Origin of the sequence: Metapseudomonas otitidis (assembly GCF_011397855.1) — a bacterium.
Lineage (GTDB): Bacteria > Pseudomonadota > Gammaproteobacteria > Pseudomonadales > Pseudomonadaceae > Metapseudomonas > Metapseudomonas otitidis.
The window spans coordinates 1,522,353-1,548,401 of sequence record NZ_AP022642.1 but is presented as its reverse complement, the minus strand read 5'-3'; the positions used below and the strand labels follow the sequence as shown (position 1 = coordinate 1,548,401).

General features: G+C 69.5%; 21 protein-coding genes and 1 pseudogene. 14 read left to right on the top strand and 8 right to left on the bottom strand.

Going from position 1 to position 26,049, the window contains the following annotated elements; genetic code table 11:
* The 3 genes from PotMrB4_RS07245 to PotMrB4_RS07235 all read left to right on the top strand — a co-directional run bounded on the left by PotMrB4_RS07245 (window position 1) and on the right by PotMrB4_RS07235 (window position 3,648).
* A complete protein-coding gene (locus PotMrB4_RS07245) occupies window positions 1-192 on the top strand; it encodes an SEC-C metal-binding domain-containing protein (protein ID WP_069562382.1) in 192 nt (63 codons plus the stop codon).
* Between the two features lie 105 nt (window positions 193-297).
* Window positions 298-951, top strand: coding sequence for a glutathione binding-like protein (locus PotMrB4_RS07240; protein ID WP_044413323.1), 654 nt, complete (start codon window positions 298-300; stop codon window positions 949-951).
* 156 nt (window positions 952-1,107) lie between these two features.
* Window positions 1,108-3,648, top strand: a complete 2,541-nt coding sequence (locus PotMrB4_RS07235) for a penicillin acylase family protein (RefSeq protein ID WP_172432896.1) — start codon at window positions 1,108-1,110, stop codon at window positions 3,646-3,648.
* 270 nt (window positions 3,649-3,918) lie between these two features.
* Here PotMrB4_RS07235 and PotMrB4_RS07230 read toward each other — a convergent pair whose 3' ends face one another.
* Entirely contained in the window at window positions 3,919-5,076 is a 1,158-nt protein-coding gene (locus PotMrB4_RS07230) for a sterol desaturase family protein (protein ID WP_044413317.1), read from the bottom strand.
* Window positions 5,077-5,251: 175 nt separating this feature from the next.
* Here PotMrB4_RS07230 and PotMrB4_RS07225 point away from each other — a divergent pair, with 175 nt between their 5' ends.
* The 8 genes and pseudogenes from PotMrB4_RS07225 to PotMrB4_RS07190 form a co-directional block, all read left to right on the top strand.
* Window positions 5,252-6,280 (top strand): ligase-associated DNA damage response exonuclease, encoded by a 1,029-nt coding sequence (locus PotMrB4_RS07225; protein WP_172432895.1) that lies wholly within the window; start codon window positions 5,252-5,254, stop codon window positions 6,278-6,280.
* A complete protein-coding gene (locus PotMrB4_RS07220; RefSeq protein ID WP_172432894.1) occupies window positions 6,277-7,941 on the top strand; it encodes an ATP-dependent DNA ligase in 1,665 nt (554 codons plus the stop codon). Before PotMrB4_RS07225 ends, PotMrB4_RS07220 begins: the two co-directional genes overlap by 4 nt.
* A complete protein-coding gene (locus PotMrB4_RS07215) occupies window positions 7,938-10,409 on the top strand; it encodes a ligase-associated DNA damage response DEXH box helicase (protein ID WP_172432893.1) in 2,472 nt (823 codons plus the stop codon). Before PotMrB4_RS07220 ends, PotMrB4_RS07215 begins: the two co-directional genes overlap by 4 nt.
* Window positions 10,406-11,068: a ligase-associated DNA damage response endonuclease PdeM gene (pdeM, locus tag PotMrB4_RS07210; RefSeq protein ID WP_172432892.1), complete on the top strand. Its 663-nt coding sequence runs from the start codon at window positions 10,406-10,408 to the stop codon at window positions 11,066-11,068. Before PotMrB4_RS07215 ends, pdeM begins: the two co-directional genes overlap by 4 nt.
* 602 nt (window positions 11,069-11,670) lie before the next feature.
* On the top strand, window positions 11,671-12,606 hold the full coding sequence (gene trhO, locus PotMrB4_RS07205; protein WP_044413306.1) for an oxygen-dependent tRNA uridine(34) hydroxylase TrhO: 936 nt from the start codon (window positions 11,671-11,673) through the stop codon (window positions 12,604-12,606).
* Between the two features lie 19 nt (window positions 12,607-12,625).
* Window positions 12,626-13,264 (top strand): DsbA family protein, encoded by a 639-nt coding sequence (locus PotMrB4_RS07200; protein WP_142011480.1) that lies wholly within the window; start codon window positions 12,626-12,628, stop codon window positions 13,262-13,264.
* Window positions 13,257-15,035, top strand: a complete 1,779-nt coding sequence (locus PotMrB4_RS07195; protein WP_172432891.1) for an ABC transporter ATP-binding protein — start codon at window positions 13,257-13,259, stop codon at window positions 15,033-15,035. Before PotMrB4_RS07200 ends, PotMrB4_RS07195 begins: the two co-directional genes overlap by 8 nt.
* 446 nt (window positions 15,036-15,481) lie before the next feature.
* Window positions 15,482-16,895 (top strand): annotated as a pseudogene (locus PotMrB4_RS07190) (amino acid permease); the annotation flags it as partial.
* 35 nt (window positions 16,896-16,930) lie between these two features.
* On the opposite strand, the gene PotMrB4_RS07185 reads toward PotMrB4_RS07190, so the two are convergent.
* Together PotMrB4_RS07185 and PotMrB4_RS07180 are read right to left on the bottom strand one after the other, a co-directional pair.
* Window positions 16,931-17,611, bottom strand: a complete 681-nt coding sequence (locus tag PotMrB4_RS07185; protein WP_142011484.1) for an NUDIX hydrolase — start codon at window positions 17,609-17,611, stop codon at window positions 16,931-16,933.
* Window positions 17,608-18,213 carry an adenylyltransferase/cytidyltransferase family protein gene (locus PotMrB4_RS07180; RefSeq protein ID WP_394354023.1) on the bottom strand — a complete coding sequence of 202 codons (606 nt, stop codon included), beginning with the start codon at window positions 18,211-18,213 and terminating at the stop codon, window positions 17,608-17,610. Before PotMrB4_RS07180 ends, PotMrB4_RS07185 begins: the two co-directional genes overlap by 4 nt.
* Before the next feature lie 45 nt (window positions 18,214-18,258).
* Between PotMrB4_RS07180 and PotMrB4_RS07175 the strand changes: the two genes are divergently transcribed.
* The 3 genes from PotMrB4_RS07175 to nadE are packed head-to-tail and all read left to right on the top strand — an operon-like array spanning window position 18,259 to window position 20,992.
* Window positions 18,259-18,948 (top strand): nicotinamidase, encoded by a 690-nt coding sequence (locus PotMrB4_RS07175; protein ID WP_373466867.1) that lies wholly within the window; start codon window positions 18,259-18,261, stop codon window positions 18,946-18,948.
* 2 nt (window positions 18,949-18,950) lie between these two features.
* The gene (gene pncB / locus PotMrB4_RS07170) at window positions 18,951-20,153 is read left to right on the top strand and encodes a nicotinate phosphoribosyltransferase (RefSeq protein ID WP_172432889.1); all 1,203 of its coding nucleotides are present in this window, start codon (window positions 18,951-18,953) and stop codon (window positions 20,151-20,153) included.
* Window positions 20,154-20,164: 11 nt separating this feature from the next.
* On the top strand, window positions 20,165-20,992 hold the full coding sequence (gene nadE / locus PotMrB4_RS07165) for an ammonia-dependent NAD(+) synthetase (RefSeq protein WP_074969208.1): 828 nt from the start codon (window positions 20,165-20,167) through the stop codon (window positions 20,990-20,992).
* 64 nt (window positions 20,993-21,056) lie between these two features.
* Here the strand turns inward: nadE and PotMrB4_RS07160 are convergent, their stop codons facing one another.
* The 5 genes from PotMrB4_RS07160 to dcd form a co-directional block, all read right to left on the bottom strand.
* Window positions 21,057-21,254 carry a hypothetical protein gene (locus PotMrB4_RS07160; RefSeq protein WP_172432888.1) on the bottom strand — a complete coding sequence of 66 codons (198 nt, stop codon included), beginning with the start codon at window positions 21,252-21,254 and terminating at the stop codon, window positions 21,057-21,059.
* Window positions 21,251-21,802, bottom strand: a complete 552-nt coding sequence (locus PotMrB4_RS07155) for a hypothetical protein (RefSeq protein ID WP_160482215.1) — start codon at window positions 21,800-21,802, stop codon at window positions 21,251-21,253. The genes PotMrB4_RS07160 and PotMrB4_RS07155 overlap by 4 nt, the downstream gene beginning before the upstream one ends.
* A 25-nt stretch (window positions 21,803-21,827) precedes the next feature.
* Window positions 21,828-22,553 carry a response regulator transcription factor gene (locus tag PotMrB4_RS07150; protein WP_044413284.1) on the bottom strand — a complete coding sequence of 242 codons (726 nt, stop codon included), beginning with the start codon at window positions 22,551-22,553 and terminating at the stop codon, window positions 21,828-21,830.
* 66 nt (window positions 22,554-22,619) lie between these two features.
* The gene (locus PotMrB4_RS07145; protein WP_172432887.1) at window positions 22,620-25,331 is read right to left on the bottom strand and encodes an ATP-binding protein; all 2,712 of its coding nucleotides are present in this window, start codon (window positions 25,329-25,331) and stop codon (window positions 22,620-22,622) included.
* Window positions 25,332-25,433: 102 nt separating this feature from the next.
* Window positions 25,434-26,000: a dCTP deaminase gene (dcd, locus tag PotMrB4_RS07140; RefSeq protein ID WP_044413278.1), complete on the bottom strand. Its 567-nt coding sequence runs from the start codon at window positions 25,998-26,000 to the stop codon at window positions 25,434-25,436.
* Window positions 26,001-26,049 lie beyond the last annotated feature (49 nt).

Below are 26,049 nucleotides of genomic sequence, written 5' to 3'. Positions count from 1 at the left end.
ATGAGCCAGCACGAACACGTCCATGGTCCCGACTGCAACCACGACCATGACCACGATCACCACCACGTCCACGGCCCGCACTGCAACCACGGTCACCAGGAGCCCGTGCGCAACCCGCTGAAGGAAGTGGGCCGCAACGATCCCTGCCCCTGCGGCAGCCAGAAGAAGTTCAAGAAGTGCCACGGTGCCTGATCCGCATCCGCACAACGAGGCCCGTCTAGTACGGGCCTTTTCGTATCTGCCGGGAATCCTTTAGGCTGACCGACCCATTCCAGCGCTGTTCCGAGGAGTCCCGCCATGATCGACCTGTATTACTGGACCACCCCCAACGGCCACAAGATCACCCTGTTCCTCGAGGAGACCGGCCTCCCCTACCGGATCCACCCCATCAACATCGGCAAGGACGAACAGTTCCAGCCGCATTTCCTCAAGATCGCCCCCAACAACCGCATCCCCGCCATCGTCGACAACGAGCCGGCGGACGGCGGCGAACCGCTCTCGCTGTTCGAGTCCGGGGCCATCCTGCTCTACCTCGCCGAGAAGACCGGGCGCTTCATTCCCCAGGACCTGCGCGGCCGCCAGGAAGCCCTGCAGTGGCTGTTCTGGCAGATGGGCGGCCTCGGCCCGATGGCCGGGCAGAACCACCACTTCAACCGCTTCGCCCCGGAGAAGGTGCCCTACGCCATCCAGCGCTACGTCAAGGAAACCGCCCGCCTCTACGGCGTGCTCGACCGCCGCCTGGCCGACCGCGCCTTCGTCGCCGGCGACGACTACAGCATCGCCGACATGGCCATCTACCCCTGGATCGTGCCCCACGCCTACCAGGAGCAGGACCTGGACGACTTCCCCCACGTCAAGCGCTGGTTCCAGGCCATCCAGGCGCGCCCGGCCACCGTCCGCGCCTACGACCTGGTGGAGCGCATCAACCCCGCCGCTGCCGTCCGGAAGTAACCCCTGCACAGCGCCCGGCACCCGTGATGCAACGGGCGTCGGGCACTGCCCGGGCGCCCCCGTCGGAAGGCCGGTCATCCGGCCCTTGCGCAGTCCGAAGACGCTCTCTAACGTAGCGCGTTTCGAACCGCCGCCTTCCCCGGGAGACACCGCCCCATGGCTTCGCCTGCGCCCAAGCGCCTCATCTCCACCTTCTGCCTGGGCGCCGCCCTCAGCGCCATGGTCGGCCTCACCGGCTGCCAGTCCTGGCTGGACAGCCGCTACGCCGACAGCCTGCCGCCCACCTCCGGCTTCCAGCCGGTCAAGGGCCTGGCGCAGAGCGTCTCGATCCGCCGCAACCCGCTGGGCATGCCGCTGATCGAAACCACCACCTTCCACGACGCCCTCTTCGCCATGGGCTACGTGCACGCCTCCGACCGCCTCAGCCAGATGGTCGGCCTGCGCCTCATGGCCGAAGGCCGCCTGGCAGAGATGGCCGGCCCGGGCGTACTGGAGATCGACCGCTTCATGCGCGCGGCCAACCTGCGCAAGAGCGCCGACCTCCTCTACAAGAACGCCTCCCCGCGCCTGAAGTCCTTCTTCGAGGTCTACGCCCGGGGCGTCAACGCCTACCTCTACCGCTACCGCGACAAGCTGCCGATGGACCTGGCCGAATCCGGCTACCGGCCCGCCTACTGGAAGCCCGAGGACTCGGTGCTGGTCTTCACCCTGCTCAACTTCGGCCTGGCGGTGAACCTGCAGGAAGAAATCGCCTCCCTGGTCATGGCGCAGAAGGTCGGCGCCGACAAGGTGGCCTGGCTGCTGCCGATCTACCCCGACGAGAACCTGCCCTTCGACGAAGCCGAAAAGCTCAAGGGCCTCAACCTCGGCGGGCAGATCCCCGGCCTGGCCAGCATCGACCAGGCCGCCGGCCAGGTGGCCGGCCTCGGCATGCTCGGCGTCGCCGCCTCCAACAACTGGGCCATCGCCCCGCAGCGCGCGCGCAATGGCAAGAGCATCCTCGCCAACGACACCCACCTGCCGCTGTCCATGCCCTCCATCTGGAGCTTCGTGCAGATCCGCTCGCCGAAATTCCAGGCCGCCGGCGTCTCGGTGGCGGGTGTCCCGGCCATCGTCGCCGGCTTCAACGGCAAGCTCGCCTGGGGCATGACCATGGTCATGGCCGACAACCAGGACCTCTACCTGGAGAAGGTCAAGCGCGAAGGCAACCGCCTCTACTACCTGGCCGACGGCAAATGGCAGCCGGCCATCGAGCGCAACGAGACCTTCTTCATCAAGGGCGAGCGCCCGATCCGCGAGACCATCTACGAGACCCGCCACGGCCCGCTGCTCAACTCCGTGCTCGGCCAGCGCAAGCACCCGCTGCAGCCGGTGGAGCTGAAGAGCGGCCTGGGCATCGCCCTGAAGACCGCCCAGTTCGAGCAGGACACCACCCTCGACGCCTTCTTCGACCTGTCCCGCGCCCAGTCCGTGGAGCAGGCCGCCGAAGCCACCCGTGCCATCCGCGCCATCGGCCTCAACCTGCTCACCGCCGACGCCCAGCACATCGCCTGGCAGGTCACCGGCCGCTACCCGAACCGCCGTGAAGGCCGGGGCCTGATGCCCTCTCCCGGCTGGGACAGCCGCTACGACTGGGACGGCTACGCCGACCCCATGCTCCACCCCTACGACCAGGACCCGCCCCAGGGCTGGCTCGGCACCGCCAACCAGCGCACCGTCCAGGGCGGCTATGGCGTGCAGCTGTCCAACTCCTGGTTCTACCCCGAGCGGGCCGAGCGCATCGCCCAGCTGGCCGGCAGCGGCAAGCACGACACCCGCAGCATGATCGCCATGCAGTACGACCAGACCACCCCCTTCGCCGCCAAGCTCAAGGCCATGTTCGAAGACCCGGCCATGGCCCAGCCGCTCAAGCAGGCCATCGACGCCCTGCCCGGCGCCGAGCGTGACCGTGCCCGCGAAGCCCTGAGCCGCCTGCTGGCCTTCGACGGCAACCTCGCCCCGACCTCGGCCGACGCCGTCTACTACGAAGCCTTCCTCCACGAGAGTGCGCGGCAGATCTTCCTCGACGAACTGGGCCCGGACACCAGCCCCGCCTGGCAGGCCCTGGTGGAGACCGCCAACCTCTCCTACTCCGCCCAGGCCGACCACCTCCTGGGCCGCGCCGACAGCCCCTTCTGGGACGACGTGCGCACCCCGCAGAAGGAAGACAAGCCCGCCATCCTCGCCCGCAGCCTCGCCGCCGCCGTCAGCTTCGCCGAAGGCAAGCTCGGCGCCGACCGCCGCAGCTGGCAGTGGGGCAAGCTGCACACCTACACCTGGGCCACCGACACCACCCGTCTCGCGCCCTACATGAGCGCCAGCCAGCGCACCAGCATCAACGCCATCAAGGGTTACCTGGACCGCGGCCCCTACCCCGCCGGCGGCGACATGAACACCCTCAACGTCTCCGGCTACAACTGGGGCAACGACTTCGACACCTGGCTGATCCCGGCCATGCGCATCATCGTCGACTTCGGCCAGCCGGAACCCATGATCGGCCTCAACAGCTCCGGCCAGTCCGGCAACCCCGCCAGCCCGCACTACGCCGACGGCATCGACGCCTGGCTCAAGGCCCGCTACCTGAGCTTCCCGTTCCAGTCGCAGAACCTCGACGGCGTCTACGGCACCAAGCGGCTGATGCTCACCCCGCAAAAATGATCACCACCACGCGGAACTCCCCGCGTGGTGGCTGTCTATGTAAACGGACTTACTCCATAGATCACATCTTCAGGGCGCCCTTACCGGCGCCCTTTCTTTTGCCCGTGAAAAGCCTCCCGGCCGATCCAGACGCCCAACGTCGGGCATCGCGAGCTCGGCGCCAACCTGCGGAAAAATGCACGGACGTAGCCCGGGCTTCAGCCCGGGAAATCGGCAAGAAGGGAAAAGCCAGGGAAAGCGGCCCCTGCATTGCACAGGGGCCGCCCGGGTTCAGGACGCCTTGGGCTTCACCGGCGCCTTGGGCTCCGGCTTCAGGAAGGGATACAGGTGCTGGCGCAGGATGCCGTCCGGCAGCGGCTTGCCGAACACCCCGTAGCGGGTCGGCCACTCCTTCGGCGGCAGCTTGAAGGTGCCGAACACCATGTCGACGATCGGCAGGTGGATCGCATAGTTCTTGTAGATGTAGTCCGGGTGCCGGGCGTGGTGCCAGTGGTGGTAGCGCGGCAGCACCAGCAGGTAGTTCAGCCAGCCGCCATCGATGCGCACGTTGGCGTGGGCCAGCACCGCCTGCACGCCCACCAGGATCACGTAGGCGTTCATCGCCTGGGGCGAGAAGCCCATCAGCATCAGCGGCACCAGCACCCCGGTACGGGTCAGCAGGATCTCCACGAAGTGGATGCGCGAGCCGGCCAGCCAGTCCATCGACGTGCTGGAGTGGTGCACCGCATGGAAGCGCCACAGCCAGGGCACCACGTGGTACAGGCGGTGCAGCCAGTACTGGCCGAGGTCCGCCACCAGCACCGCGAGGATGAACTGCAGCCAGATCGGCATGGACTGCACGCCGGCCTGGAAGGTCGCCGAGACCGCCCAGCCCCCCAGCAGGGTGGAGGACGCAGTGACGAAGATCAGGATGAACTGCACCAGCATGTGGCTTACGAAGAAGTACGCCAGGTCCGTGCGCCAGTGCGGCCGCAGGATGTTCTGCTCCGGGTCCTTCGCGTACAGCTTCTCCAGCGGGATGAAGACGATGGCCGACACCAGCAGCGCCAGCACGAACCAGTCCAGCCCCAGGGAATAGGGCGTCTCGCCGATGGTCTCGAACTGGATGTTGGTCCCCCCCAGGAACACCGCCAGCCCCGAGGCCGCGATGCCGGTGAAGCCCAGGCGCTTGCGCCGGTTCAGCAGGATGTTCAGCGTGCCCAGGCTGAACGACAGCACCAGGCCCACCAGCAGCACCGTACGGGCGAACTGCTCGCTGTAGACCTTGCGGAACTCCGCGAAGGTCAGCCACTCGGGAAACAGGAAACACAGCACCGCGCAGAGGCTCAACAGGCCCAGTGCCGCAGACAGGTAACCACTGATGCGCCCTTCCCCGACCCGGAACGGGGCGTGGCCATGACGCTGGAAATAGGCTTTGAGAGCCTCCATCGGACATCCTCCTTGAAACCGGCCTTCTGGCCGTTCACGATCTTGACGCACCTGCCGCGCTCCAGGCCACCTCCGGCGACGAATGCCGCGTCCAACTGCGACGTCCATCGCGTTGAGGGCGAACCAACCGGCGCACGGCAGGGTCAGCAGACACGAACCCACAGCAAGGCATCCCATGGACCTGGTCGTCGCCCGGCCGGAGGGCCTCTACTGCCCGCCCGGCGATTTCTACATCGATCCCTGGAAACCCGTCGCCCGCGCCGTCATCACCCACGGCCACGGTGACCATGCCCGCAGCGGCAACGGCCACTACCTCACCGCCACCCCCGGTGCCGGCGTGTTGCGTGCCCGCCTCGGCGACGTGCCCCTGCAGACCCTGGACTACGGCGAAGCCCTGCTGCACAACGGCGTGCGCATCAGCCTGCACCCCGCCGGCCACGTGCTCGGCTCCGCCCAGGTGCGCCTGGAACACCAGGGCCAGGTCTGGGTCGCCTCCGGTGACTACAAGACCGAAGCCGACGGCACCTGCGCCCCCTTCGAGCCGGTGCGCTGCCACTGCTTCATCACCGAATCCACCTTCGGCCTGCCCATCTACCGCTGGCAGCCCCAGGCCCAGGTCATGGACCAGGTGCGCCAGTGGTGGCAGGCCAACCGTGCCGCCGGGCGCGCCAGCGTGCTGTTCAGCTACGCCTTCGGCAAGGCCCAGCGGCTGCTCCACGGCCTGGCGGACGAACCCGGCCCGATCCTCGTCCACGGCGCCGTGGAGCCCCTCAACCGCGTCTACCGCGAAGCCGGCGTGCGCCTGGCAGCCACCCGCTACGCCGGCGAACTCAAGCGCAACGACCCGCTGCTGCGCGAAGCCCTGGTCATCGCCCCGCCTTCCGCCGGTGGCAGCACCTGGATGCGCCGCTTCGGCGACTACAGCGACGCCTTCGCCAGCGGCTGGATGCTCCTGCGTGGCGCCCGTCGCCGCAGGGGCGTGGACCGCGGCTTCGTGCTCTCCGACCACGCCGACTGGCCCGGCCTGCTCTGGGCCGTGCAGCAGAGCGGCGCGGAGCGGGTCTTCGTCACCCACGGCTCGGTCCCCGTGCTTGTGCGCTACCTGCGCGAACAGGGCCTCGACGCCCAGGGCTTCAGCACCGAGTACGGCGACGAGGACGACACCCCCGACAGCGCCGACGCCACCCCGGAGGCCCCCGCATGAAGGCCTTCGCCGACCTCTACGTGCGCCTCGACGCCAGCACCTCCAGCAACGCCAAGCTCGCCGCCCTGGAGGACTACTTCCGCCAGGCCAGCGCCGAAGACGCCGCCTGGGCCGTGTACTTCCTCAGCGGCGGCAAACCGCGCCAACTGGTGCCGGTGCGCCAGCTCAAGGCCAGCACCCTGGCCGTCACCGGCCTGCCCGAATGGCTCTTCGAAGAGAGCTACCAGAGCGTCGGCGACCTCGCCGAAACCATCGCCCTGCTGTTGCCCCCCGCCGCCAGCGACAGCCAGGAGGGCCTCGCCCAGTGGCTGGAAGAGCACCTGCTGCCCCTGCGCGGCCTGCCGCCGGCCGAACTCACCGAGCGCCTGTCGCGGCTCTGGGCGCGGCTCGATCGCGACGGCCTGCTGGTGTTCAACAAACTCATCACCGGCGCCTTCCGCGTCGGCGTCTCGCGCCTGCTGGTGACCCGCGCCCTGGCCAGCCTCAGCGGCCTGGACCCCAAGCGCATCGCCCAGCGCATGGTCGGCTACACCGACATCAGCCGCGTCCCCAGCGCCGACGGCTACCGCCGGCTGATCGCCGCCGAAAGCCCCGACGAGCACCGCGAACGCGGCGGCCAGCCCTATCCCTTCTTCCTCGCCCACCCGCTGCAGCTGGAGCCCGAGGCCTTCGACGAACGCCTCGGCCCGCCCAGCGACTGGCTGGCGGAATGGAAGTGGGACGGCATCCGCGCGCAACTGGTACGCCGCGACGGCCAGCTGTGGATCTGGTCCCGGGGCGAAGAGCTGGTCACCGAGCGCTTCCCCGAGCTGCACGCCCTCTGCCGGCAGTTGCCCGACGGCTGCGTGATCGACGGCGAACTGCTGGTCTGGAAAGACGGCCGCGCCCAGCCCTTCGCCCTGCTGCAACAGCGCATCGGCCGCAAGCGCCTGACCCGCCAGATGCTGGAAGACGCCCCCGTGCGGGTGCTGGCCTACGACCTGCTGGAATGGCAGGGCGAAGACTGGCGCAGCCGCCCGCAACAGGCCCGCCGCGCCCAGCTCGAACAGCTGCTGGCGGGGCTCGACACCCCGCTGCTGGGGCTGTCCCCGGAAGTCACCGGCGCCACCTGGGAGGCCCTGGCCGCCGAACGCCAGCGCGCCCGCGAACAGGGCGTGGAAGGCCTCATGCTCAAGGCCCGCGACGCCCTCTACGGCGTCGGCCGCACCCGCGAGGACGGCACCTGGTGGAAATGGAAGCTCGACCCCTACAGCGTCGACGCCGTGCTCATCTACGCCCAGCGTGGCCACGGCCGCCGCGCCAGCCTCTACACCGACTTCACCTTCGCCGTCTGGGCCGAGGGCGAAGGCGACGCCCCGCGCAGCCTGGTGCCCTTCGCCAAGGCCTACTCCGGGCTCACCGACGAGGAGATGCGCCAGGTGGACGCCATCATCCGCCGCACCACCGTGGAGAAGTTCGGCCCGGTGCGCAGCGTCACCCCCAGCCTGGTGTTCGAACTGGGCTTCGAAGGCATCGCCCGCTCGCGCCGGCACAAGAGCGGCGTCGCCGTGCGCTTCCCACGCATGCTGCGCTGGCGCCGCGACAAACCCGTGGAGGACGCCGACACCCTGGCCAGCCTGCACGCCCTGCTGGGCGATGCCCCGGCAGAGGACGATGCATGAGCCGCCCCTCCGAAGCCTGGTTCGACGCCCAGGGCTGGACGCCCTTCCCCTTCCAGCGCCAGCTCTGGGACGCCGCCCGCCAGCGCCGCTCCGGCCTGCTCCACGCCACCACCGGCTCCGGCAAGACCTACGCCGCCTGGTTCGCCGCCCTCGACGCCATCGCCCCCGGCACCGCCAGCCCCGCCAAGCCGCTGCCCCTCTCGGTGCTGTGGATCACCCCCATGCGCGCCCTGGCCGCCGACACCGCCCGCGCCCTGCAGGCGCCCCTGGACGCCCTCGGCCTGCCCTGGAGCCTCGGCCTGCGCACCGGCGACACCGGCAGCAGCGAGCGCGCCCGCCAGGCCCGGCGCCTGCCCAGCGCCCTGGTCACCACCCCGGAAAGCCTCACCCTGCTGCTGACCCGCGCCGACGCCGCCGAGGCCTTCGCCCACCTGCAGATGGTGGTGGTGGACGAATGGCACGAACTGCTCGGCAGCAAGCGCGGCGTGCAACTGCAGCTGGCCCTCGCACGCCTGCGCCGCTGGCACCCGCAACTGGTGACCTGGGGCCTCTCCGCCACCCTCGGCAACCTCGACCACGCCCTGGAGGTGCTGGTACCCGACGGCCAGGGCCTGCTGCTGGAAGGCCGCCAGGACAAGGCCCTGGCGGTGGACACCCTGCTCCCCGACAGCGTCGAACGCTTCCCCTGGGCCGGCCACATGGGCCTGCGCATGCTGCCCAAGGTGGTCGCCGAACTGGAGGCCAGCCCCAGCAGCCTGATGTTCACCAACACCCGCTCCCAGGCCGAACTCTGGTACCAGGCCCTGCTGGAGGCGCGGCCCGACTGGGCCGGGCTGATCGCCCTGCACCACGCCTCGCTGTCCCGCGAGGTGCGCGAATGGGTCGAGGACGCCCTCAAGCACGGCCGGCTCAAGGCCGTGGTCTGCACCTCCAGCCTCGACCTGGGGGTGGACTTCCTGCCCGTCGAACGGGTCCTGCAGATCGGCACCGCCAAGGGCATCGCCCGCCTCATGCAGCGCGCCGGCCGCTCCGGGCACGCCCCCGGCCGCACCTCGCGGGTCACCCTGGTGCCCACCCACAGCCTCGAACTGGTGGAGGCCGTCGCCGCCCGCCAGGCCGTGGCCGAGCGCCGCATCGAAGCCCGGCAGAGCCCGGAAAAGCCCCTCGACGTGCTGGTGCAGCACCTGGTCAGCATGGCCCTGGGGGGCGGTTTCCAGCCCGACGCACTGCTGGCGGAAGTGCGCGGCGCCTGGGCCTACCGCCACCTCGACGCCGCCGACTGGGCCTGGTGCCTGGCCTTCGTCCGCCACGGCGGCAGCTCCCTCAGCGCCTACCCCGACTACCAGCGGGTGGAGCCCGACGAGCAGGGCCTCTGGCGCGTACCCAACCGCGCCCTGGCCCGGCGCCACCGGCAGAGCGTCGGCACCATCGTCGGCGACGCCAGCCTGCAGGTGCGCTTCTGGGGCAAGGGCGGTGCCGCCGGCCACCTGGGCAGCATCGAAGAGAGCTTCATCGCCCGCCTGCGCCCCGGCGAGGTGTTCCTCTTCGCCGGCCGCCACCTGGAACTGGTGCGGGTGGAAGGCATGACCGCCTACGTACGCCGCTCCAGCGCCCGCAAGGCCGCCATCCCGCGCTGGAACGGCGGGCGCATGCCGCTCTCCAGCGAACTGGCCGCCGCCCTGGTGCACCAGCTCGGCGAGGCCGCCCAGGGCCGCTACGACAGCCCCGAACTGCAGCTCGTGCGCCCGTTGCTGAGCCTGCAGGCTGCCTGGTCCGCCCTGCCCGAGGACGACAACCTGCTGGTGGAGCGCCTGCACTCGCGGGAGGGCTGGCACCTGTTCCTCTACCCCTTCGCCGGCCGCCACGTGCACCTGGGCCTTGCCAGCCTCCTGGCCTGGCGACTGGCCCGCCAGCGCCCCGGCACCTTCTCCATCGCCGTCAACGACTACGGCCTGGAGCTGCTGGCCGCCGAAGCCCCCGACTGGGACGACGCCCGCCTGCCCGCCCTGCTGGAGGACGGCGACCTGCTCACCGAACTGCTGGACAGCCTCAACGCCAGCGAGCTGACCCGCCGCCGCTTCCGCGAGATCGCCCAGATCGCCGGCCTGCTCTACAGCGGCCCGCCCGGGGCGCACAAAAGCACCCGCCAGCTGCAGGCCTCCAGCAGCCTGTTCTTCGACGTGTTCCGCCAGTACGACCCGGACAACCGCCTGCTGCACCAGGCCCGCGACGAAGCCCTGCGCCAGGAGCTGGACCTGCCACGCCTGGCCGACGCCCTCGCCCGCCTGCGCCAGCGGCGCCTGGTGGTGAAGGACGTCGAACGCGCCACCCCGCTGGCCTTCCCCCTGCTGGTGGAGCGCCTGCGCGAGGGCCTGAGCACCGAGAAGCTCGCCGACCGCATCGCCCGCATGGTGGCGCAACTGGAAAAAGCCGCCGACGCCCCGCCCAGACGGAGGCGCCGCCCGTGAACACCCACCTCGACGTGGACCTGGCCGGCACCCGCCTGCGCCTGCTGGGGGACCGCGCCCTCTACTGGCCGGAACAGCACTGCCTGCTGATCGCCGACATCCACTTCGGCAAGGCCGCCAGCTTCCGCCGCCTCGGCCAACCGGTCCCCGCCGGCACCACCGCCGCCAACCTGGCACGGCTGGACCGCCTGCTGCACAGCCACGACACCCGGCGCCTGGTCTTCCTCGGCGACTTCCTGCACGCCCGCCACGGGCGCCACGACGGCCTCTGGCAGGCCTTGGCCGACTGGCGCGAACAGCATCCCGCGCTGCACGTCGACCTGGTGCGCGGCAACCACGACCGCCACGCCGGCGACCCGCCCGCCAGCCTCGGCTTCGACCTGCACGAGGCCGAACTGCTGCTCGGCCCCTTCGCCCTGCGCCACGAGCCCGAACCCCACCCCGAGCGCCACGTCCTGGCCGGCCACCTGCACCCCTGCCACCGCCTGCGCGGCCCCGGCCGGCAGAGCCTGCGCCTGCCCTGCTTCGCCCTCGGCCGCAGCGTCAGCCTGCTGCCGGCCTTCGGCGAATTCACCGGCGGGCTGGAACAACCCGCCACCCCGGGCACCCGCCTCTACCTCTGCGGCGACGGCGGCGTCTGGCCCGTGCCGACGGCCTGAAACCACCGATCCGGGCCAACGACTGAACGTGTCGGCCCCCAGGGGGTCAGAACAAGGGCATTGTTCATTGCTCCCTGTGGCGCCCTCGTGGCGCCTGTTTTTTTGGAGAGCAGTCCATCTGAAGCGCACTCCGAAATTGCATGTGGCTGAGAAGTTGAGGCAGGGAACCTGCCCCTTCAGGAGACCGAGCGCAGTCGTTGCGCAGGGGGACGAGCGGCATGGATGCCGCGAGAGGCGCGCCTGGCCATGGATGGCCCATCGCGCCGGCCCCCGTAGCAATGACGGAGCGAGGGAAGGCCCGCGAAGCGGGACCCGGATGCAGGGGCGAGCCTTTTTGGTTTCTTTTTTGTGGGCGGCATTCCGACGACTGAAAAAAGAAACTCGCCTGGGAAGGCGAAACAAAGAACATCCGCAGAACTCGATATACAGCCAGACCTCGAGCAATCCACCGCTCATGACCTCCCCACCCGACGACTGAGACATTCCCCCACATCCGTGACCCAGCGGTTTTTGATAGACTCCGCCCCCAGCGCCGGCCCAGCCGGCGCTGTCGTTTCTGTCACCCGGTCCGCCCTTTGCGTGGGCGACCACTGGAGGTTTTCATGTCCCGCATCGTTGTCGCGGCGCTCTACAAGTTCGTATCCCTGAAAGACTACGTCGCCCTGCGCGAGCCCCTGCTCAAGACCATGACCGAGCACGGCATCAAGGGCACCCTGCTGCTCGCCGAGGAAGGCATCAACGGCACCGTGTCCGGCACCCGCGAGGGCATCGACGCCCTGCTGGCCTGGCTCAAGGTCGACCCACGCTTCGTCGACCTGGACCACAAGGAGTCCTACTGCGACGAGCAGCCCTTCTACCGCACCAAGGTCAAGCTGAAGAAAGAGATCGTCACCCTCGGCGTGCCGGGCGTGGACCCGAACCAGCAGGTGGGCACCTACGTCGAGCCGCAGGACTGGAACGCCCTCATCAGCGACCCCGAGGTGCTGCTGATCGACACCCGCAACGACTACGAAGTGGCCATCGGCACCTTCGAAGGCGCGGTGGACCCGAAGACCAAGTCCTTCCGCGAGTTCCCCGAGTACATCAAGGCCCACTACGACCCGGCGGTGCACAAGAAGGTGGCGATGTTCTGCACCGGCGGCATCCGTTGCGAGAAGGCCTCCAGCTACATGCTCAACCAGGGCTTCGAAGAAGTCTTCCACCTCAAGGGCGGCATCCTCAAGTACCTGGAGGACGTGCCCCAGGAGCAGAGCCTGTGGCGCGGCGACTGCTTCGTCTTCGACAACCGCGTGACCGTGCGCCACGACCTCAGCGAAGGCGACTACGACCAGTGCCACGCCTGCCGCAACCCGATCTCGGTGGAAGACCGCCAGTCCCCGCACTACGCCCCCGGCATCAGCTGCCCCCACTGCTGGGACAGCCTCTCGGAGAAGACCCGCGCCAGCGCCCGTGAACGGCAGAAGCAGATCGAGCTGGCCAAGCAGCGCAACCAGCCCCACCCCATCGGCCGCGACCCGCGGCAGAATCCGGAACACTGACCGACGACGAGGGATCGCCATGGCCAACGCACGCCTGCTCTACGTGATGGACCCCATGTGCTCCTGGTGCTGGGGGTTCGCCCCGGTGGCCGGAGCGCTGATCGAGCAGGCGCGTGACGCCGGCGTGCCGCTGCGCCTGGTGGTCGGTGGCCTGCGCACCGGCCAGGGCGCAGCGCTGGAGCCGACCACGCGGCGCTACATCCTCGAACACTGGCACGCCGTCGAGCAGGCCACCGGCCAGCCGTTCCGCTTCGACGGCGCGCTGCCCGACGGCTTCGTCTACGACACCGAACCGGCGTGCCGGGCCCTGGTGGCCGCGCGCGGGCTCGACGAAGACGCCACCTGGGCGCTGGCCCGCAGCATCCAGCACGCCTTCTATGCACAAGGCCAGGACGTGACCCAGGCCCAGCAACTGGTGGCCCTGGCCGAAACAGCCGGCATCCCGCGCATCGAGTTCGCCGAGGCCTTCGATGACCCGGCCACCCGCCAGGCCACCGCCGAGGACTTCACCTGGGTGCAGGACCTGGGCATCGCCGGCTTCCCCACCCTGCTGGCCGAACGCGATGGCCAGCTGGCCCTGCTGACCAACGGCTACCAGCCGCTGAGTGACCTGCAACCGCTGCTGGGCCGCTGGCTGGAGCGCATCGCCCATGGTTGACCAGCTGAGCTGGGCGGAGATCCGCCGCCTCGCCCTGCGCCACCGCAAGGCCCTCTGGCTGGCCAACGGCGTGGCCATCCTCGCCGCGCTCTGCGCCGTGCCGATCCCGCTGCTGCTGCCGCTGCTGGTGGACGAAGTGCTGCTGGGCAAGGGCGACGCCGCCCTGCGCTTCATGGACGGCTTCCTGCCCGATGCCTGGCAGGGGCCGGTGGGCTACATCGGCCTGATGCTGGCCGTCACCCTGGTGCTGCGCAGCTGCGCCCTGGTGTTCAACGTGCTGCAGGCACGCCTGTTCGCCCGCCTCTCCAAGGACGTGGTGTACCGCCTGCGGGTGCGCCTGATCGAACGCCTCAAGCGCATCTCCCTTGGCGAGTACGAAAGCCTCGGCGGCGGCACCGTCTCGGCCCACCTGGTGACCGACCTGGACACCCTGGACAAGTTCATCGGCGAGACCCTCAGCCGCTTCCTGGTGGCCATGCTCAGCCTGGTGGGCACCGCCGGCATCCTGATGTGGATGCACTGGAAGCTGGCGCTGCTGATCCTGCTGTTCAACCCGCTGGTGATCTACGCCACGGTGCAGCTGGGCAAGCGCGTGAAGCACCTGAAGAAGCTGGAGAACGACAGCACCGCCCGCTTCACCCAGGCCCTGACCGAGACCCTGGAGGCCATCCAGGAGATCCGCGCCGGCAACCGCCAGGGCTTCTTCCTCGGCCGCCTCGGCGAACGGGCGCGGGAAGTGCGCGACTACGCCGTGGCCTCGCAATGGAAGAGCGACGCCGCCGGGCGCACCAGCGGCCTGCTGTTCCAGTTCGGCATCGACGTGTTCCGCGGCGCGGCGATGCTCACCGTGCTGTTCTCCGACCTGTCCATCGGCCAGATGCTGGCGGTGTTCAGCTACCTCTGGTTCATGATCGGCCCGGTGGAGCAGCTGCTCGGCCTGCAGTACGCCTTCTACGCCGCCGGCGGCGCACTGAGCCGCCTCAACGAGCTGCTGGCACGGGCCGACGAGCCGCAGTACCCGCCGCGCATCGACCCCTTCGCCGACCACCGCACCGTGGGCGTCGAGGTGCGCGGCCTGCGCTTCGCCTACGGCGAGGAGCCGGTGCTGGACGGCCTCGACCTGACCATCGCCCCCGGCGAGAAGGTCGCCATCGTCGGCGCCAGCGGCGGTGGCAAGAGCACCCTGGTGCAGCTGTTGCTGGGTCTCTACACGCCCCAGGCCGGCAGCATCCGCTTCGGCGGCGCCAGCCTGGAGGAGATCGGCCTGGAGCGGGTGCGCGAACACGTCGCGGTGGTGCTGCAGCACCCGGCGCTGTTCAACGACAGCGTGCGCGCCAACCTGACCATGGGCCGCGAGCGCAGCGACGAGGCCTGCTGGCAGGCCCTGGAGATCGCCCAGCTGGCCGAGACCATCCGCGCCCTGCCCAAGGGCCTGGACAGCATCGTCGGGCGCTCCGGCGTGCGCCTGTCCGGCGGCCAGCGCCAGCGCCTGGCCATCGCCCGGATGGTGCTGGCCGAGCCAAAGGTGGTGATCCTCGACGAGGCCACCTCGGCCCTGGACGCGGCCACCGAATACGCCCTGCACCAGGCCCTGGCGCGCTTCCTCGCCGGCCGTACCACCCTGGTCATCGCCCATCGCCTGTCGGCGGTGAAGCAGGCCGACCGGGTACTGGTGTTCGACGGCGGGCGCATCGCCGAGGACGGCGACCACCAGCGCCTGATCGACCACGGCGGCCTCTACGCCCGCCTCTACGGCCACCTGCAGCACTGAGCCGCCCCTGCGTCACGTCGGCGCACCAGCCTGTCAAGCAAACGTTACGCCCGCACCCGGCATTGCCGGGGCGCGGGGCGGTGCTGTCAGGAAAAGCTGCCGCGCCCAGCGCCGGCCAGCACAGTTCCGGTGCGCGACTGTGCCTTGTTTCGCGCCGGTGCGGCGGGGTCAGATGGCCGCGCTCGACCGACAAGAACAACAACCGGAGGTCACCGTGACCCCAGCCTTGCTGCCCGGCGCCCGCGTGCGCCTCCCCGCCCTCGCCCCGCCCGCCTGTGACCCGGTGGTGCCGGCGCGCATCCTCCCACCTGCGCCTGTACAATCGCGGCCCCCACTCGGGGACGTGCCCATGCACGGCCACTAAAGGTCAACCGCCTTGCCCACGCCGCCGCGCCACAAGCGCAGCGGGTTCGATTTCCGTCACGACAACAAGAAAAGGTGACGCCATGCACGACGCGCAACACACCGGATCGCTCAAGCGCGGCCTGAAGAACCGCCACATCCAGCTCATCGCCCTCGGTGGCGCCATCGGCACCGGCCTGTTCCTCGGCTCCGCCGGGGTGCTCAAGTCCGCCGGGCCGTCGATGATCCTCGGCTACGCCATCTGCGGTTTCATCGCCTTCCTGATCATGCGCCAGCTCGGCGAGATGATCGTCGACGAGCCGGTCGCCGGCTCCTTCAGCCACTTCGCGCACCAGTACTGGGGCGGCTTCGCCGGCTTCCTCTCGGGCTGGAACTGCTGGGTGCTGTACATCCTGGTGGGCATGTCCGAACTCACGGCGGTGGGCAAGTACATCCACTTCTGGTGGCCCGACGTGCCCACCTGGGCCACGGCCGCAGCCTTCTTCGTGCTGGTCAACGCCATCAACCTGGCCAACGTGAAGCTGTTCGGCGAGGCCGAGTTCTGGTTCGCCATGATCAAGGTGGTGGCCATCGTCGGCATGATCATCCTCGGCTGCTGGCTGCTGTTCAGCGGCAATGGCGGCGAGCAGGCCAGCGTCACCAACCTCTGGGCCCACGGCGGCTTCTTCCCCAACGGCATCAGCGGGCTGGTGATGGCCATGGCCTTCATCATGTTCTCGTTCGGCGGGCTGGAGATGCTCGGCTTCACCGCCGCCGAGGCGGAGAAACCCAGCCAGGTGATCCCCAAGGCGATCAACCAGGTGATCTGGCGCATCCTGATCTTCTACGTCGGCGCCCTGGTGGTGCTGCTCGCCCTCAGCCCCTGGGATGCCCTGCTGGCCAGCATCAGCAGCGCCGGCGATCCGTACAGCGGCAGCCCCTTCGTGAAGATCTTCGCGCTGATCGGCAGCGACACCGCCGCCCACCTGCTGAACTTCGTGGTGCTGACCGCCGCACTGTCGGTCTACAACAGCGGCACCTACTGCAACGGCCGCATGCTGGTGGGCCTGGCCGAACAGGGCGACGCCCCCCGCGCTCTGGCCCGTGTGGACAAGCGCGGCGTGCCGGTGCCGGCACTGGTGGTGTCGGCCCTGGTAACCGGGCTGGCGGTGCTGGTGAACTACGTGCTGCCGCACAACGCCCTGGAACTGCTGATGTCCCTGGTGGTGGCCACCCTGGTGATCAACTGGGCGATGATCAGCTACGCCCACCTCAAGTTCCGCCAGCACAAGGACCGCGAGGGCGTACGCACCGCCTTCCGTGCCTTCTGGTCGCCCTTCGGCAACTGGCTGTGCCTGGCCTTCGTGGCGTTCATCCTCGGGGTGATGCTGCTGACCCCCGGCATCAACGTCTCGGTCTATGCCATCCCCGTGTGGCTGCTGGTGATGGGCGGCTGCTACCGCCTCAAGCTCAGCCGCGCCGCCCAGGCCCGCAACGCGCTGGCCGCCGGCTGACGCCACGCCCCCTGCCCGGCCGGGCAGGGGGCACATTCCTCAGGACAGAACGCTGCGGTCGAAGGTGAACAGCCCACCCGCGCCGGGTCGGTGCTCCAGCACCTTCTGCGGGCGGCCCATCCTCGGGTGATTCTGCTCGCCGGTGTCGACGATCCAGCCCTGCCCCTTCATCTTCTCCAGCCGCCCGCGCAGGGTGGTGTGCTGCACCGGCTGGCCGAGGCAGGCCTGGAAGGCGCCGAGGGCTTCGGTGACGGTGAAGCGCGGCGCCAGCAGGTGCAGCGGCAGCGAGGTGTAGACCGACTTGCTCGACAACCGCTCGCGGGCCTGGGTCACCAGCTGGTCGTGGTCGAAGGGCAGGCCCGCCAGCCCCGCCAGGGGGGCGAAGCGCAGGTCGTCGGCGGTCACTTCGGTGTCCGGCGCCAGGAGCGCCAGGTAGAAGGTGGACAGAGACCAGCCCCGGGGGTCGCGCCGGGAGTTGCCCACCGTGGCCACCTGTTCCAGGTGCTGCGGCTCGACCCGCGCCTTGCCGCCCAGGGCTCGCTTGGCGGCGGCGTCGAGGTCGTCGTCGGCGCAACGGCCGTTGACCAGCACACCGGGCAGCGCCCATTCCCCTTCGAAGGGCCCCTGGGCCCGGCGGATCAGCAGCACGTCAAGGCCTTGGGCCGGATCGAGGCGCAGTGCGACGATGTCGACGCTGGCCAGTACCTGTGCGGAACTCATTGCATCTCCCTATAGACAGCTAGATCACCGGCCACTTCCGGCAGGCACCAGGTGGCCGGCAGTGGTCGTCCTTCCCGCAGGTGCAGGCGAATGGCGGAACTGTGCAGCACCCGCGTCTCCTTCGCCACCAGCAGGCCGAAATCCCGGCGCAACTCGGCGCCGCGGTGGAAGCCCGGCAGGTGTTCGAGGTTGTCCTCGCCGATCACCAGCGCCATGGCCTCCGGCGCCACGCCATGGGCCTCGGCCAAGGCGTGCATGAGGTCGTAGCTGTACACCGCCCCCTGCCCCGGCGACAGGCAGGCCTCGATGGGCTCGCACAGCACCCGCTGCGGGTCGATGCGCTGGGCCAGGCGCTCCAGCCAGGCGCAGCGCAGGGCGAAGTCCACCATGCGCTTGCCGTGGGCGTGGCGGTGGCTGGGCACCAGCAGCACCCGGTCGGCCACCGCCAGGGCACGGCGGACCACCGTCTCGTGCCCCGGGTGCGGCGGGTCGAAGGCGCCACCGTAGACCGCCAGGCGGAAACGCAGGGTGCCAGCCCGTTGGCTGCCGGCGGCGTAGGCGGCCAGGCTTGCCGAGGGATTCGAATGCGGATGGCTGCTCACTTTTCCACTCCTTCCTGAAAAACGCTTGACGACATATTACACGAGATGGAATATGTAGCCAGCCGTCACCGAGAAAGGAACGCAGCCATGAAGATCGCCAGCTTCGATGTCGACGCCCAGAAGGGCTTCACCCCGCTCTGCCCGGACGAACTGCCGGTGCCCGGCGGCGACGAGATCGCGGCGCACCTGAACCTGCTGGCCCGCCGCGCCACCCTGCGCATCGGCAGCAAGGACGCCCACAGCCCCAGCGCCCCCTGGGTGGTGGGCAGCCACGCGGAGATGCTCGCACCGCTGCCCCTGGCCAATGCCGACATCACCTGGGTCAGCCACTGCGTGCCCGGCACCGCCGGCTTCGAGCTGCTGGATGAACTGCCCCGCCCGCTGGAGTACGACTACTTCGTGTGGAAGGGCGTGGAGCCCGACCTGCACCCCTACGGCGCCTGCTACCACGACCTGGCGGAACGCCGCAGCACCGGGGTGATCGAATTCCTCCGGCAGAACGCGGTCAGCCATGTGCTGGTCGGCGGCCTGGCGCTGGACTACTGCGTGAAAACCACGGCCCTGCAACTGCGCCGCGCCGGCTTTGAGGTTATCGTCTACCTCCCCGCCTGCCGTGCCATTGCCGAGGCCACCGCCGAGACTGCTCGGCTCGAGATGAACGCAGCGGGCATCGTCCTGTGCGCCGGCGAAGCCGAGCTGGATGCCCTGCTCAACCGCACCACCTGGGAGTGCTGAAGATGGCCGAGAGCGTGTTTTCCGACCGCATCGTGCAGAACCTGCTGGACACCGACTTCTACAAGCTGACGATGATGCAGGCGGTCCTGCACAACTACCCCAACGCCGAGGTGGAATGGGAGTTCCGCTGCCGCAACGCCGAGGACCTGACGCCCTACCTGGCGGAGATCCGCTACCAGATCGAGCGCCTGGCCGAGATCAGCGTCACCGCTGACCAACTGGCCTTCCTCGAACGCATCCCCTTCATCAAGCCGGACTTCATCCGCTTCCTCAGCCTGTTCCGCTTCAACATGCGCTACGTCCAGGCCGGGGTCGAAGACGGCCAGCTGTGCATCCGCCTGCGCGGCCCCTGGCTGCACGTGATCCTCTTCGAGATCCCGCTGCTGGCCATCGTCAGCGAGGTGCGCAACCGCTACCGCTACCGCGAGGTGGTGATCGAGCAGGCCAGCGAGCGTCTCTACGAGAAGCTCGACTGGCTCAAGCGCGAGGCCAGCCCGAGCGAGCTGGAGGGCTTCCAGGTGGCCGACTTCGGCACCCGCCGGCGCTTCTCCTACCGGGTGCAGGAGGAGATGGTGCACATCCTCAAGCGCGACTTCCCCGGGCGCTTCGTCGGCACCAGCAACGTGCACCTGGCCCGCGAGTTCGGCATCAAGCCCATCGGCACCATGGCCCACGAGTGGCTGATGGCCCACCAGCAGCTCGGCCCGCGCCTGATCGACAGCCAGATCGCCGCGCTGGACTGCTGGGTCCGCGAGTACCGGGGCCTGCTCGGCATCGCGCTGACCGACTGCATCACCACCGATGCCTTCCTGCGGGACTTCGACCTGTACTTCGCCAAGCTCTTCGACGGCCTGCGGCACGACTCCGGGGACCCGCTGGAGTGGGCCGAAAAATGCATCCGCCACTACGAGAAGCTCGGTATAGACCCGCTCTCCAAGACCCTCGTATTCTCCGACGGTCTCGATCTGCCCAAGGCGCTGGATCTGTACCGCGCCCTGCATGAGCGCATCCATGTCAGCTTCGGCATCGGCACGCGGCTGACCTGCGACATCCCCGGGGTCGAACCGATGAACATCGTCATCAAGATGACCGCCTGCAACGGCCAGCCGGTGGCGAAGCTCTCCGACACGCCGGGCAAGACCCAGTGCCGCGACGAGAACTTCGTGACCTACCTGAAACATGTATTCCGCGTGGACGCACGCTGAGGAGACACCCCATGAGCAACCGCCAGCAAGAAATCGCCCAAGCCCTCGCCGTGGTCCCGCCCTTCGCCGACCAGGCCGCCCTGGTGGCGGAAGTCGAGCGGCGCAAGGCCTTCATCAAGGACTGCCTGCGCACCTCCGGCCTCAAGGTGCTGGTGCTGGGCATCAGCGGCGGCGTCGACTCCACCACCGCCGGCCGCCTGGCCCAGCTCTCGGTGGAAGAGCTGCGCGCCGAGACCGGCGATGACGGCTACCGCTTCATCGCGGTGCGCCTGCCCTACAACGTGCAGCACGACGAGGCCGACGCCCAGGTGGCGATGAACTTCATCCGCGCCGACGAGGAAGAGACGGTCAACATCGCCGACAGCGTGGTCGGCCTGGCCGAGCAGGTCACCCACCTCAACCACCTGACCGACGCCCGCCGCGACTTCGTCACCGGCAACATCAAGGCGCGCATCCGCATGGTGGCGCAGTTCGCCATCGCCAACGCCAACAACGGCCTGGTGATCGGCACCGACCACGCCGCCGAAGCGGTGATGGGCTTCTTCACCAAGTTCGGCGACGGCGCCTGCGACCTGGCTCCGCTCTCCGGCCTGGTGAAAGGCCAGGTGCGAGCCATCGCCGCCTACCTGGGGGCGCCGAACAGCGCCGTGAACAAGGTGCCGACCGCCGACCTGGAAGAGCTGCGCCCCGGCAAGCCGGACGAGGAAGCCCACGGCGTGAGCTACACCGAGATCGACGCCTTCCTGCACGGCCAGCCGGTCAGCCAGGCGGCCTATGACGCCATCGTCCGCACCTACGACAACACCCGTCACAAGCGCGAGCTGCCGCTGGCGCCCTGAAGCCCTGAAGCACCAGCGCTTGACGCAAAACGCCCGGCAATGCCGGGCGTTCTGCTGTCTGGGTTCAGGCGACTGGGTCGGGCGGCGGTTCGTCCGGCAGGGTCGGCTCGCCCGGCTCGCCGGGGTCGCCAGGCACGTGCTGGGCGAAGAAGGGCCAGGGCCGGGTGGCCGGGAGTTCGTGTACGGCGATGGGCATGGCGAGGTTCTCCACGGAGGGGCTGTCCTTGTGGGACGCCACGCAGCCCGTGGGATTCCGGGTCATTCGTCGCCGGGGGCGTCGTAGGTCACGGTGAGGGACGTGACCACCTGGCGATCCGGCCCTTCCAGGCCGTAGTTGCCGGACTGCCCGTAGCCCAGCCAGAGGGTGCTGCCGCCACGCTGGCGCACGTCCGAATACTCGTCGCCATCGCCCTCCAGCCCCTGCATCAGGGTGAGGGCCCGCTCCCGGTCCATGCCGAGGGCCAGTTGCTTGTCCACCACGAAGTCCCAGGTCGCCGCGCCGGGCGCCACCCGCTGCAGCCAGCCCAGGCCGAGCTCGTCGGTGAAGCGGTCGAGGCGCCAGCAGCGCACCTCGGCCAGGCGCCCGTCCTGGAACACCAGCAGCAGGCTGTTGCCGTAGAGCAGACCCTGGCTGTTGCCGCTCATGGGCAGCCGGACAGTGGGCTCGCCCAGGGCCTGGACGAAGCGCTCCGGCGAGGCATCCGCGGGAAGGCCGAACACCTCGCGATCACCGATTACCGAGAGGGTCCGGGCGTGGGCCAGGGGCAGGGACAGGCACAAGGCGAGGCCAAGGGCGAAGAGGCGTTTCATCGGTGAAGCTCCCGGGTCCGTGGGTTCAGGGGGTGGCCAGGCTGGCCTCGTCTTCGGCGGCCAGGCGGTAGCCCTTGCCGTAGACGGTCTGGATCAGTTGTGGGCGGTTGGCGTTGACCTCCAGCTTGCGGCGCAGGCGCACGATCAGGGCGTCCACGGTACGGGCGTCGACTTCCTCGTCGTCGTCCTGGCCCCGGCGCAGGCACTGCATGAGGTCGTGGCGGTTGACCGCGCTGCCCCGGCGCTCGATGAGGCCGATCAGCAGGGCGAACTCGCCGGGGGTGAGCACCACGTCCTGGCCGGCGGTATCGCTGATGCGGCGGCGCAGCAGGTCGACGCGGAAGCGCCCGAGGCGTACGGAGAAGTCGGCCTCGCGCTCACCCTGGCCACAGCGGCGCAGCAGGCTGCGCACCTGGGCGAGGAGGATGCGCAGGTTCAGCGGCTTGGTCAGGTAGCCGTCGGCACCGGCCTCCAGGCCCACCACGCGGTCGTAGTCCTCGTCCCGCACGGTGACCAGGATGATGCCGAGCTGCGGCTGGCTGCGGCGCAGCTGGGCGGTGATGGTCAGGCCGTCCAGGTCGGGCAGGCCGATGTCCAGCAGCACCAGGGCCGGGCGCAGTTGCTGGACCAGCTCCAGGCAGGCCCGCCCGGAGTCGGTGGCATGCACCTCGAACCCGGCTTCGCGCAGGTACAGCACCAGCATCTCGCGGATTTCCGGCGCGTCTTCGACCACCAGCAGCTTGTCGACCATCCACAGCCCCTCTTCGTCAGGCGGCGGATTCTGGCGCAAACCCAAGGCGCGTTGCCACCACCTGGGTCAAGGGATTGCGCGACCCGCTTCACGCTGCAGGCGTTCCCTGAGCAGCAGCAGGTGGCGCTCCAGGATCGCCAGCAGCTCGGGCACCTGCTCCGGCCGTTCGGTGCGCTCGGCGGCCTGGGCCAGGCTGTCGAGCCCGAAGTTCAGGGTGCTGCCGCGCAGGCGGTGGCACAGGGCGCTCAGCTCCAGGCGGGCTGCCTCGGGGGCCTCGGGCAGGTGCGCCAGGGCGTCACGCACCTCCTCCAGGGACGCCACCAGGGTGGGCAGCAGGCGGTCGAACAGGGCGTGACCGAGCCAACCGCGCAGCGCCTCCAGGCGCGCCTCGGAGAACTCCTCGGGCTGGGTGGGCGAGGCTTCGCCGGGGATGTCCCAGTCCTCCAGCACGGCCAGCAGGGCCTCGCGCCGCAGGGGCTTGCCGAGCACCGCGCGCAAGCCGGCCTCGCGCCACTGGCGCGGGTCCAGGTCCCGCGCGTTGGCGGTCAGGGCCACCAGCAGGGGCGGTGTCGAGCGGGCCTGCTGGAGGATCAGCCGGCTGGCGGTGAGGCCGTCGATGTCCGGCAGGCGCAGGTCCATCAGCACCAGGTCGAAGGTGCCCGTGGCGCAGGCCTCGACGCCTTCGCGGCCATCCCGGGCGGTGCTCACCTGGCAGCCCCAGCGCTCCAGCAGTTCGGCGGTCACCAGGCGGTTCACCTCCACGTCTTCCACCAGCAGCACCCGCAGGCCCTGCAGCAGCGCGGCGGCTTCGTCTTCCTCCTCCGCTGCCGGGGCTTCGGCCGGCTGCCAGGGCAGCCAGAGGTCGATGCGCGTGCCCTGGCCGGGGGCGCTGTCCAGCGCCAGGCGGGCGCCCATCAGCGCGGCCAGGCGGGCGCTGATGTAGAGCCCCAGGCCGATGCCGGGCTGGCCCGCTTCGGGGTCGCGGACGAAGGCCTCGAACAGGGTCGGCTGCAGTTCGTGGCGGATGCCGGGGCCGGTGTCGGCCACCCGCAGGGCCAGGCCCTGGCTGCTGCGTTCGAGGATCACCAGCACCTGGCCCTGGTCGGTGAACTTGAGGGCGTTGCCCAGCAGGTTGTAGAGCACCTGGCGCAACGGCTGGGGGTGCCCCAGCACGTAGGCGGGCAGGTCGTCGGCACAGCGGGTGAGCAGGCGCAGGCCGCGAGCCTCGGCCTGGGGCCGGAAGATGGCGGCGCACTCCTCCACCAGGCGCTCCGGGGAGAACACCTGGGCCGGCGGCAGTTCGAGCTTCTCGGCGCGGGACAGCAGCATCAGCCCGTCGAGCACGTCGGTGAGGCTCTGGGCGGCGACGCGCACGGTGTCCAGGCGATGGCGCTGCTGCTCGTCCAGGCCGTCGCCCTGCAGCAGGTGCAGGTGCCCCTGGATGGCCACCAGCGGGGTGCGCAGCTCGTGGCTGAGCATGGCCTGGCGCTCCAGGGACTGCTGGGCCTCGTGCAGGGCCTGGTCGCGGGCCACCGCCAGGGCCTGGGTGCGCTCCTCCACGCGGGCTTCCAGGGAGGCGTTGAGGCGCTGCAGGTCCCGGCTCAGTTGCTTGCTGCGCTGCAGGGCGTCGATCACCCGGCTGCCCACTACCACGCCGTGGGAGAGCATGAAGAAGAGGATGCCCAGCGGGATCAGGTTCAGGGTCGGCACGCTGAGGGAATAGAGCAGCAGGTCGTTGACGATGGTGACGTCCATCACCAGCATCCCGCCCAGCGCCACCAGGGCCCCGGGGCGCCGACGCCGCACGGCCAGCACCAGGGCGCCGAGGAAGTACAGCTCGCAGAGCAGCAGCCAGATGGCACAGGGGTCCCGCGTCAGGGTGAAGAAGGCCGGCGGTGTCCCCAGGGTGACCAGCGCACCCAGCACGCCCACCGCGACCAGCACGCGCTGCACCCGCCGCGACAGCTCGTCGGGGAACAGGCGCAGCAGCAACACGCCGTAGACCGGGGAGAACAGGTGCCCGGTGAGGTATTCGATGCGGTAGATCCACACCGACGGCCATTGCAGGTAGTGGTCCAGCAGTTCGCCGCTGGACGCCGCGCGCAACCCGGCCAGCACCAGCAGCACGGCAAACGGCAGGCCACCGAGCGCCCGCGCCGCGCTGCGGTCCATCAGGGCCATGAACAGCGCCATCATCAGCGCACCGCCCAGGGTCAGCAGGTACAGGGCGCGCTGGCGGCTGGCATCCAGCGCCAGGCCGGCCAGGGTGCCGGCACGCACCTCCATGTCGATGCCGCCTTCATGGTGGAAGTGGTTGGACAGCTCGATCCGCACCGTCACTCGTTTGGCACCGACGGGCAGCGGCACGATGGCCGACTGCAGCCGCTGCACCTCGTGCTCGGCATCCCCCGGCTGGCCGCGCTCGAAGGCCAGCTCGCCGTCGATCCAGACCCGCGCTGCGGACTTGAAGTCGTCGAAGTACAGCGCCAGGGGTTCCGGGTAATCGGGCAGCAGCAGCTTGCTGGTCAGCTCGATGCGCCCGAAGCCCACCTCGCCCCAGGGCTTGCGGGTGCCGTCCTTCCAGGTGAAGGGCAGCGGCACCTCCTGCTCTGCCCGTGCCGGCTCCAGCCAGGTCAGCCGCCAGGTGCCGTCGAGCACGTGCAGGGCGCCCTGTGCCGGGTCCCAGGCCCGCAGGTCGTTCAGCGGCTCGGCCTGGGCGGCCCAGGCCGGCAGCCACAGCGACAGGCAGAGGAACAGGTACAGGCGCAATCGGGACACGGGAAACCCTCGGCGGGCGGCTGGCTTCAAGGAAAGGCGCTGGCGGGGCGCCACTCACGAAAAAGCCGGGCAATGCCCGGCTTTTCCGACAGAAGGTGTGGGTCAGGCTTTCGGCAATGTCACGCCGACCTGGCCCTGGTACTTGCCGCCCCGGTCCTTGTAGGACACCTCGCAGGCCTCGTCCGATTGCAGGAAGAGCATCTGCGCCACGCCTTCGTTGGCGTAGATCTTCGCCGGCAGGTTGGTGGTGTTGGAGAACTCCAGGGTCACGTGGCCTTCCCACTCCGGCTCCAGCGGGGTGACGTTGACGATGATGCCGCAGCGGGCATAGGTGCTCTTGCCCAGGCAGATGGTCAGCACGTCGCGGGGGATGCGGAAGTACTCGACGGTACGGGCCAGGGCGAAGGAGTTCGGCGGGATGATGCAGACGTCGCTGTTGATGTCGACGAAGCTCTTCTCGTCGAAGTTCTTCGGGTCCACCACGGCCGAGTGGATGTTGGTGAAGACCTTGAACTCGGCAGCGCAACGCACGTCGTAGCCGTAGCTGGACACCCCGTAGGAGATCACCCGGCTGTCGTCCGCGCCGCGCACCTGGCGCTCGACGAAGGGCTCGATCATGCCGTGTTCCAGTGCCATGCGGCGAATCCACTTGTCCGATTTGATGCTCATGGCGGGTGTTCCTGTGAGGCGAAATTTGACCGCGAATCTTACCGGTCGC

Coding starts and splice junctions, on each gene's coding strand:
- PotMrB4_RS07195 (WP_172432891.1), top strand. CDS start 13,257: ATGGTTGACCAGCTGAGCTGGGCGGAGATCCGCCGCCTCGCCCTGCGC.
- PotMrB4_RS07150 (WP_044413284.1), bottom strand. CDS start 22,553: ATGGTCGACAAGCTGCTGGTGGTCGAAGACGCGCCGGAAATCCGCGAG.
- PotMrB4_RS07200 (WP_142011480.1), top strand. CDS start 12,626: ATGGCCAACGCACGCCTGCTCTACGTGATGGACCCCATGTGCTCCTGG.
- PotMrB4_RS07185 (WP_142011484.1), bottom strand. CDS start 17,611: ATGAGTTCCGCACAGGTACTGGCCAGCGTCGACATCGTCGCACTGCGC.
- PotMrB4_RS07245 (WP_069562382.1), top strand. CDS start 1: ATGAGCCAGCACGAACACGTCCATGGTCCCGACTGCAACCACGACCAT.
- PotMrB4_RS07225 (WP_172432895.1), top strand. CDS start 5,252: ATGGACCTGGTCGTCGCCCGGCCGGAGGGCCTCTACTGCCCGCCCGGC.
- PotMrB4_RS07240 (WP_044413323.1), top strand. CDS start 298: ATGATCGACCTGTATTACTGGACCACCCCCAACGGCCACAAGATCACC.
- nadE (WP_074969208.1), top strand. CDS start 20,165: ATGAGCAACCGCCAGCAAGAAATCGCCCAAGCCCTCGCCGTGGTCCCG.
- trhO (WP_044413306.1), top strand. CDS start 11,671: ATGTCCCGCATCGTTGTCGCGGCGCTCTACAAGTTCGTATCCCTGAAA.
- PotMrB4_RS07235 (WP_172432896.1), top strand. CDS start 1,108: ATGGCTTCGCCTGCGCCCAAGCGCCTCATCTCCACCTTCTGCCTGGGC.
- PotMrB4_RS07215 (WP_172432893.1), top strand. CDS start 7,938: ATGAGCCGCCCCTCCGAAGCCTGGTTCGACGCCCAGGGCTGGACGCCC.
- dcd (WP_044413278.1), bottom strand. CDS start 26,000: ATGAGCATCAAATCGGACAAGTGGATTCGCCGCATGGCACTGGAACAC.
- PotMrB4_RS07230 (WP_044413317.1), bottom strand. CDS start 5,076: ATGGAGGCTCTCAAAGCCTATTTCCAGCGTCATGGCCACGCCCCGTTC.
- pncB (WP_172432889.1), top strand. CDS start 18,951: ATGGCCGAGAGCGTGTTTTCCGACCGCATCGTGCAGAACCTGCTGGAC.
- PotMrB4_RS07220 (WP_172432894.1), top strand. CDS start 6,277: ATGAAGGCCTTCGCCGACCTCTACGTGCGCCTCGACGCCAGCACCTCC.
- PotMrB4_RS07175 (WP_373466867.1), top strand. CDS start 18,259: ATGGAATATGTAGCCAGCCGTCACCGAGAAAGGAACGCAGCCATGAAG.
- PotMrB4_RS07160 (WP_172432888.1), bottom strand. CDS start 21,254: ATGACCCGGAATCCCACGGGCTGCGTGGCGTCCCACAAGGACAGCCCC.
- PotMrB4_RS07155 (WP_160482215.1), bottom strand. CDS start 21,802: ATGAAACGCCTCTTCGCCCTTGGCCTCGCCTTGTGCCTGTCCCTGCCC.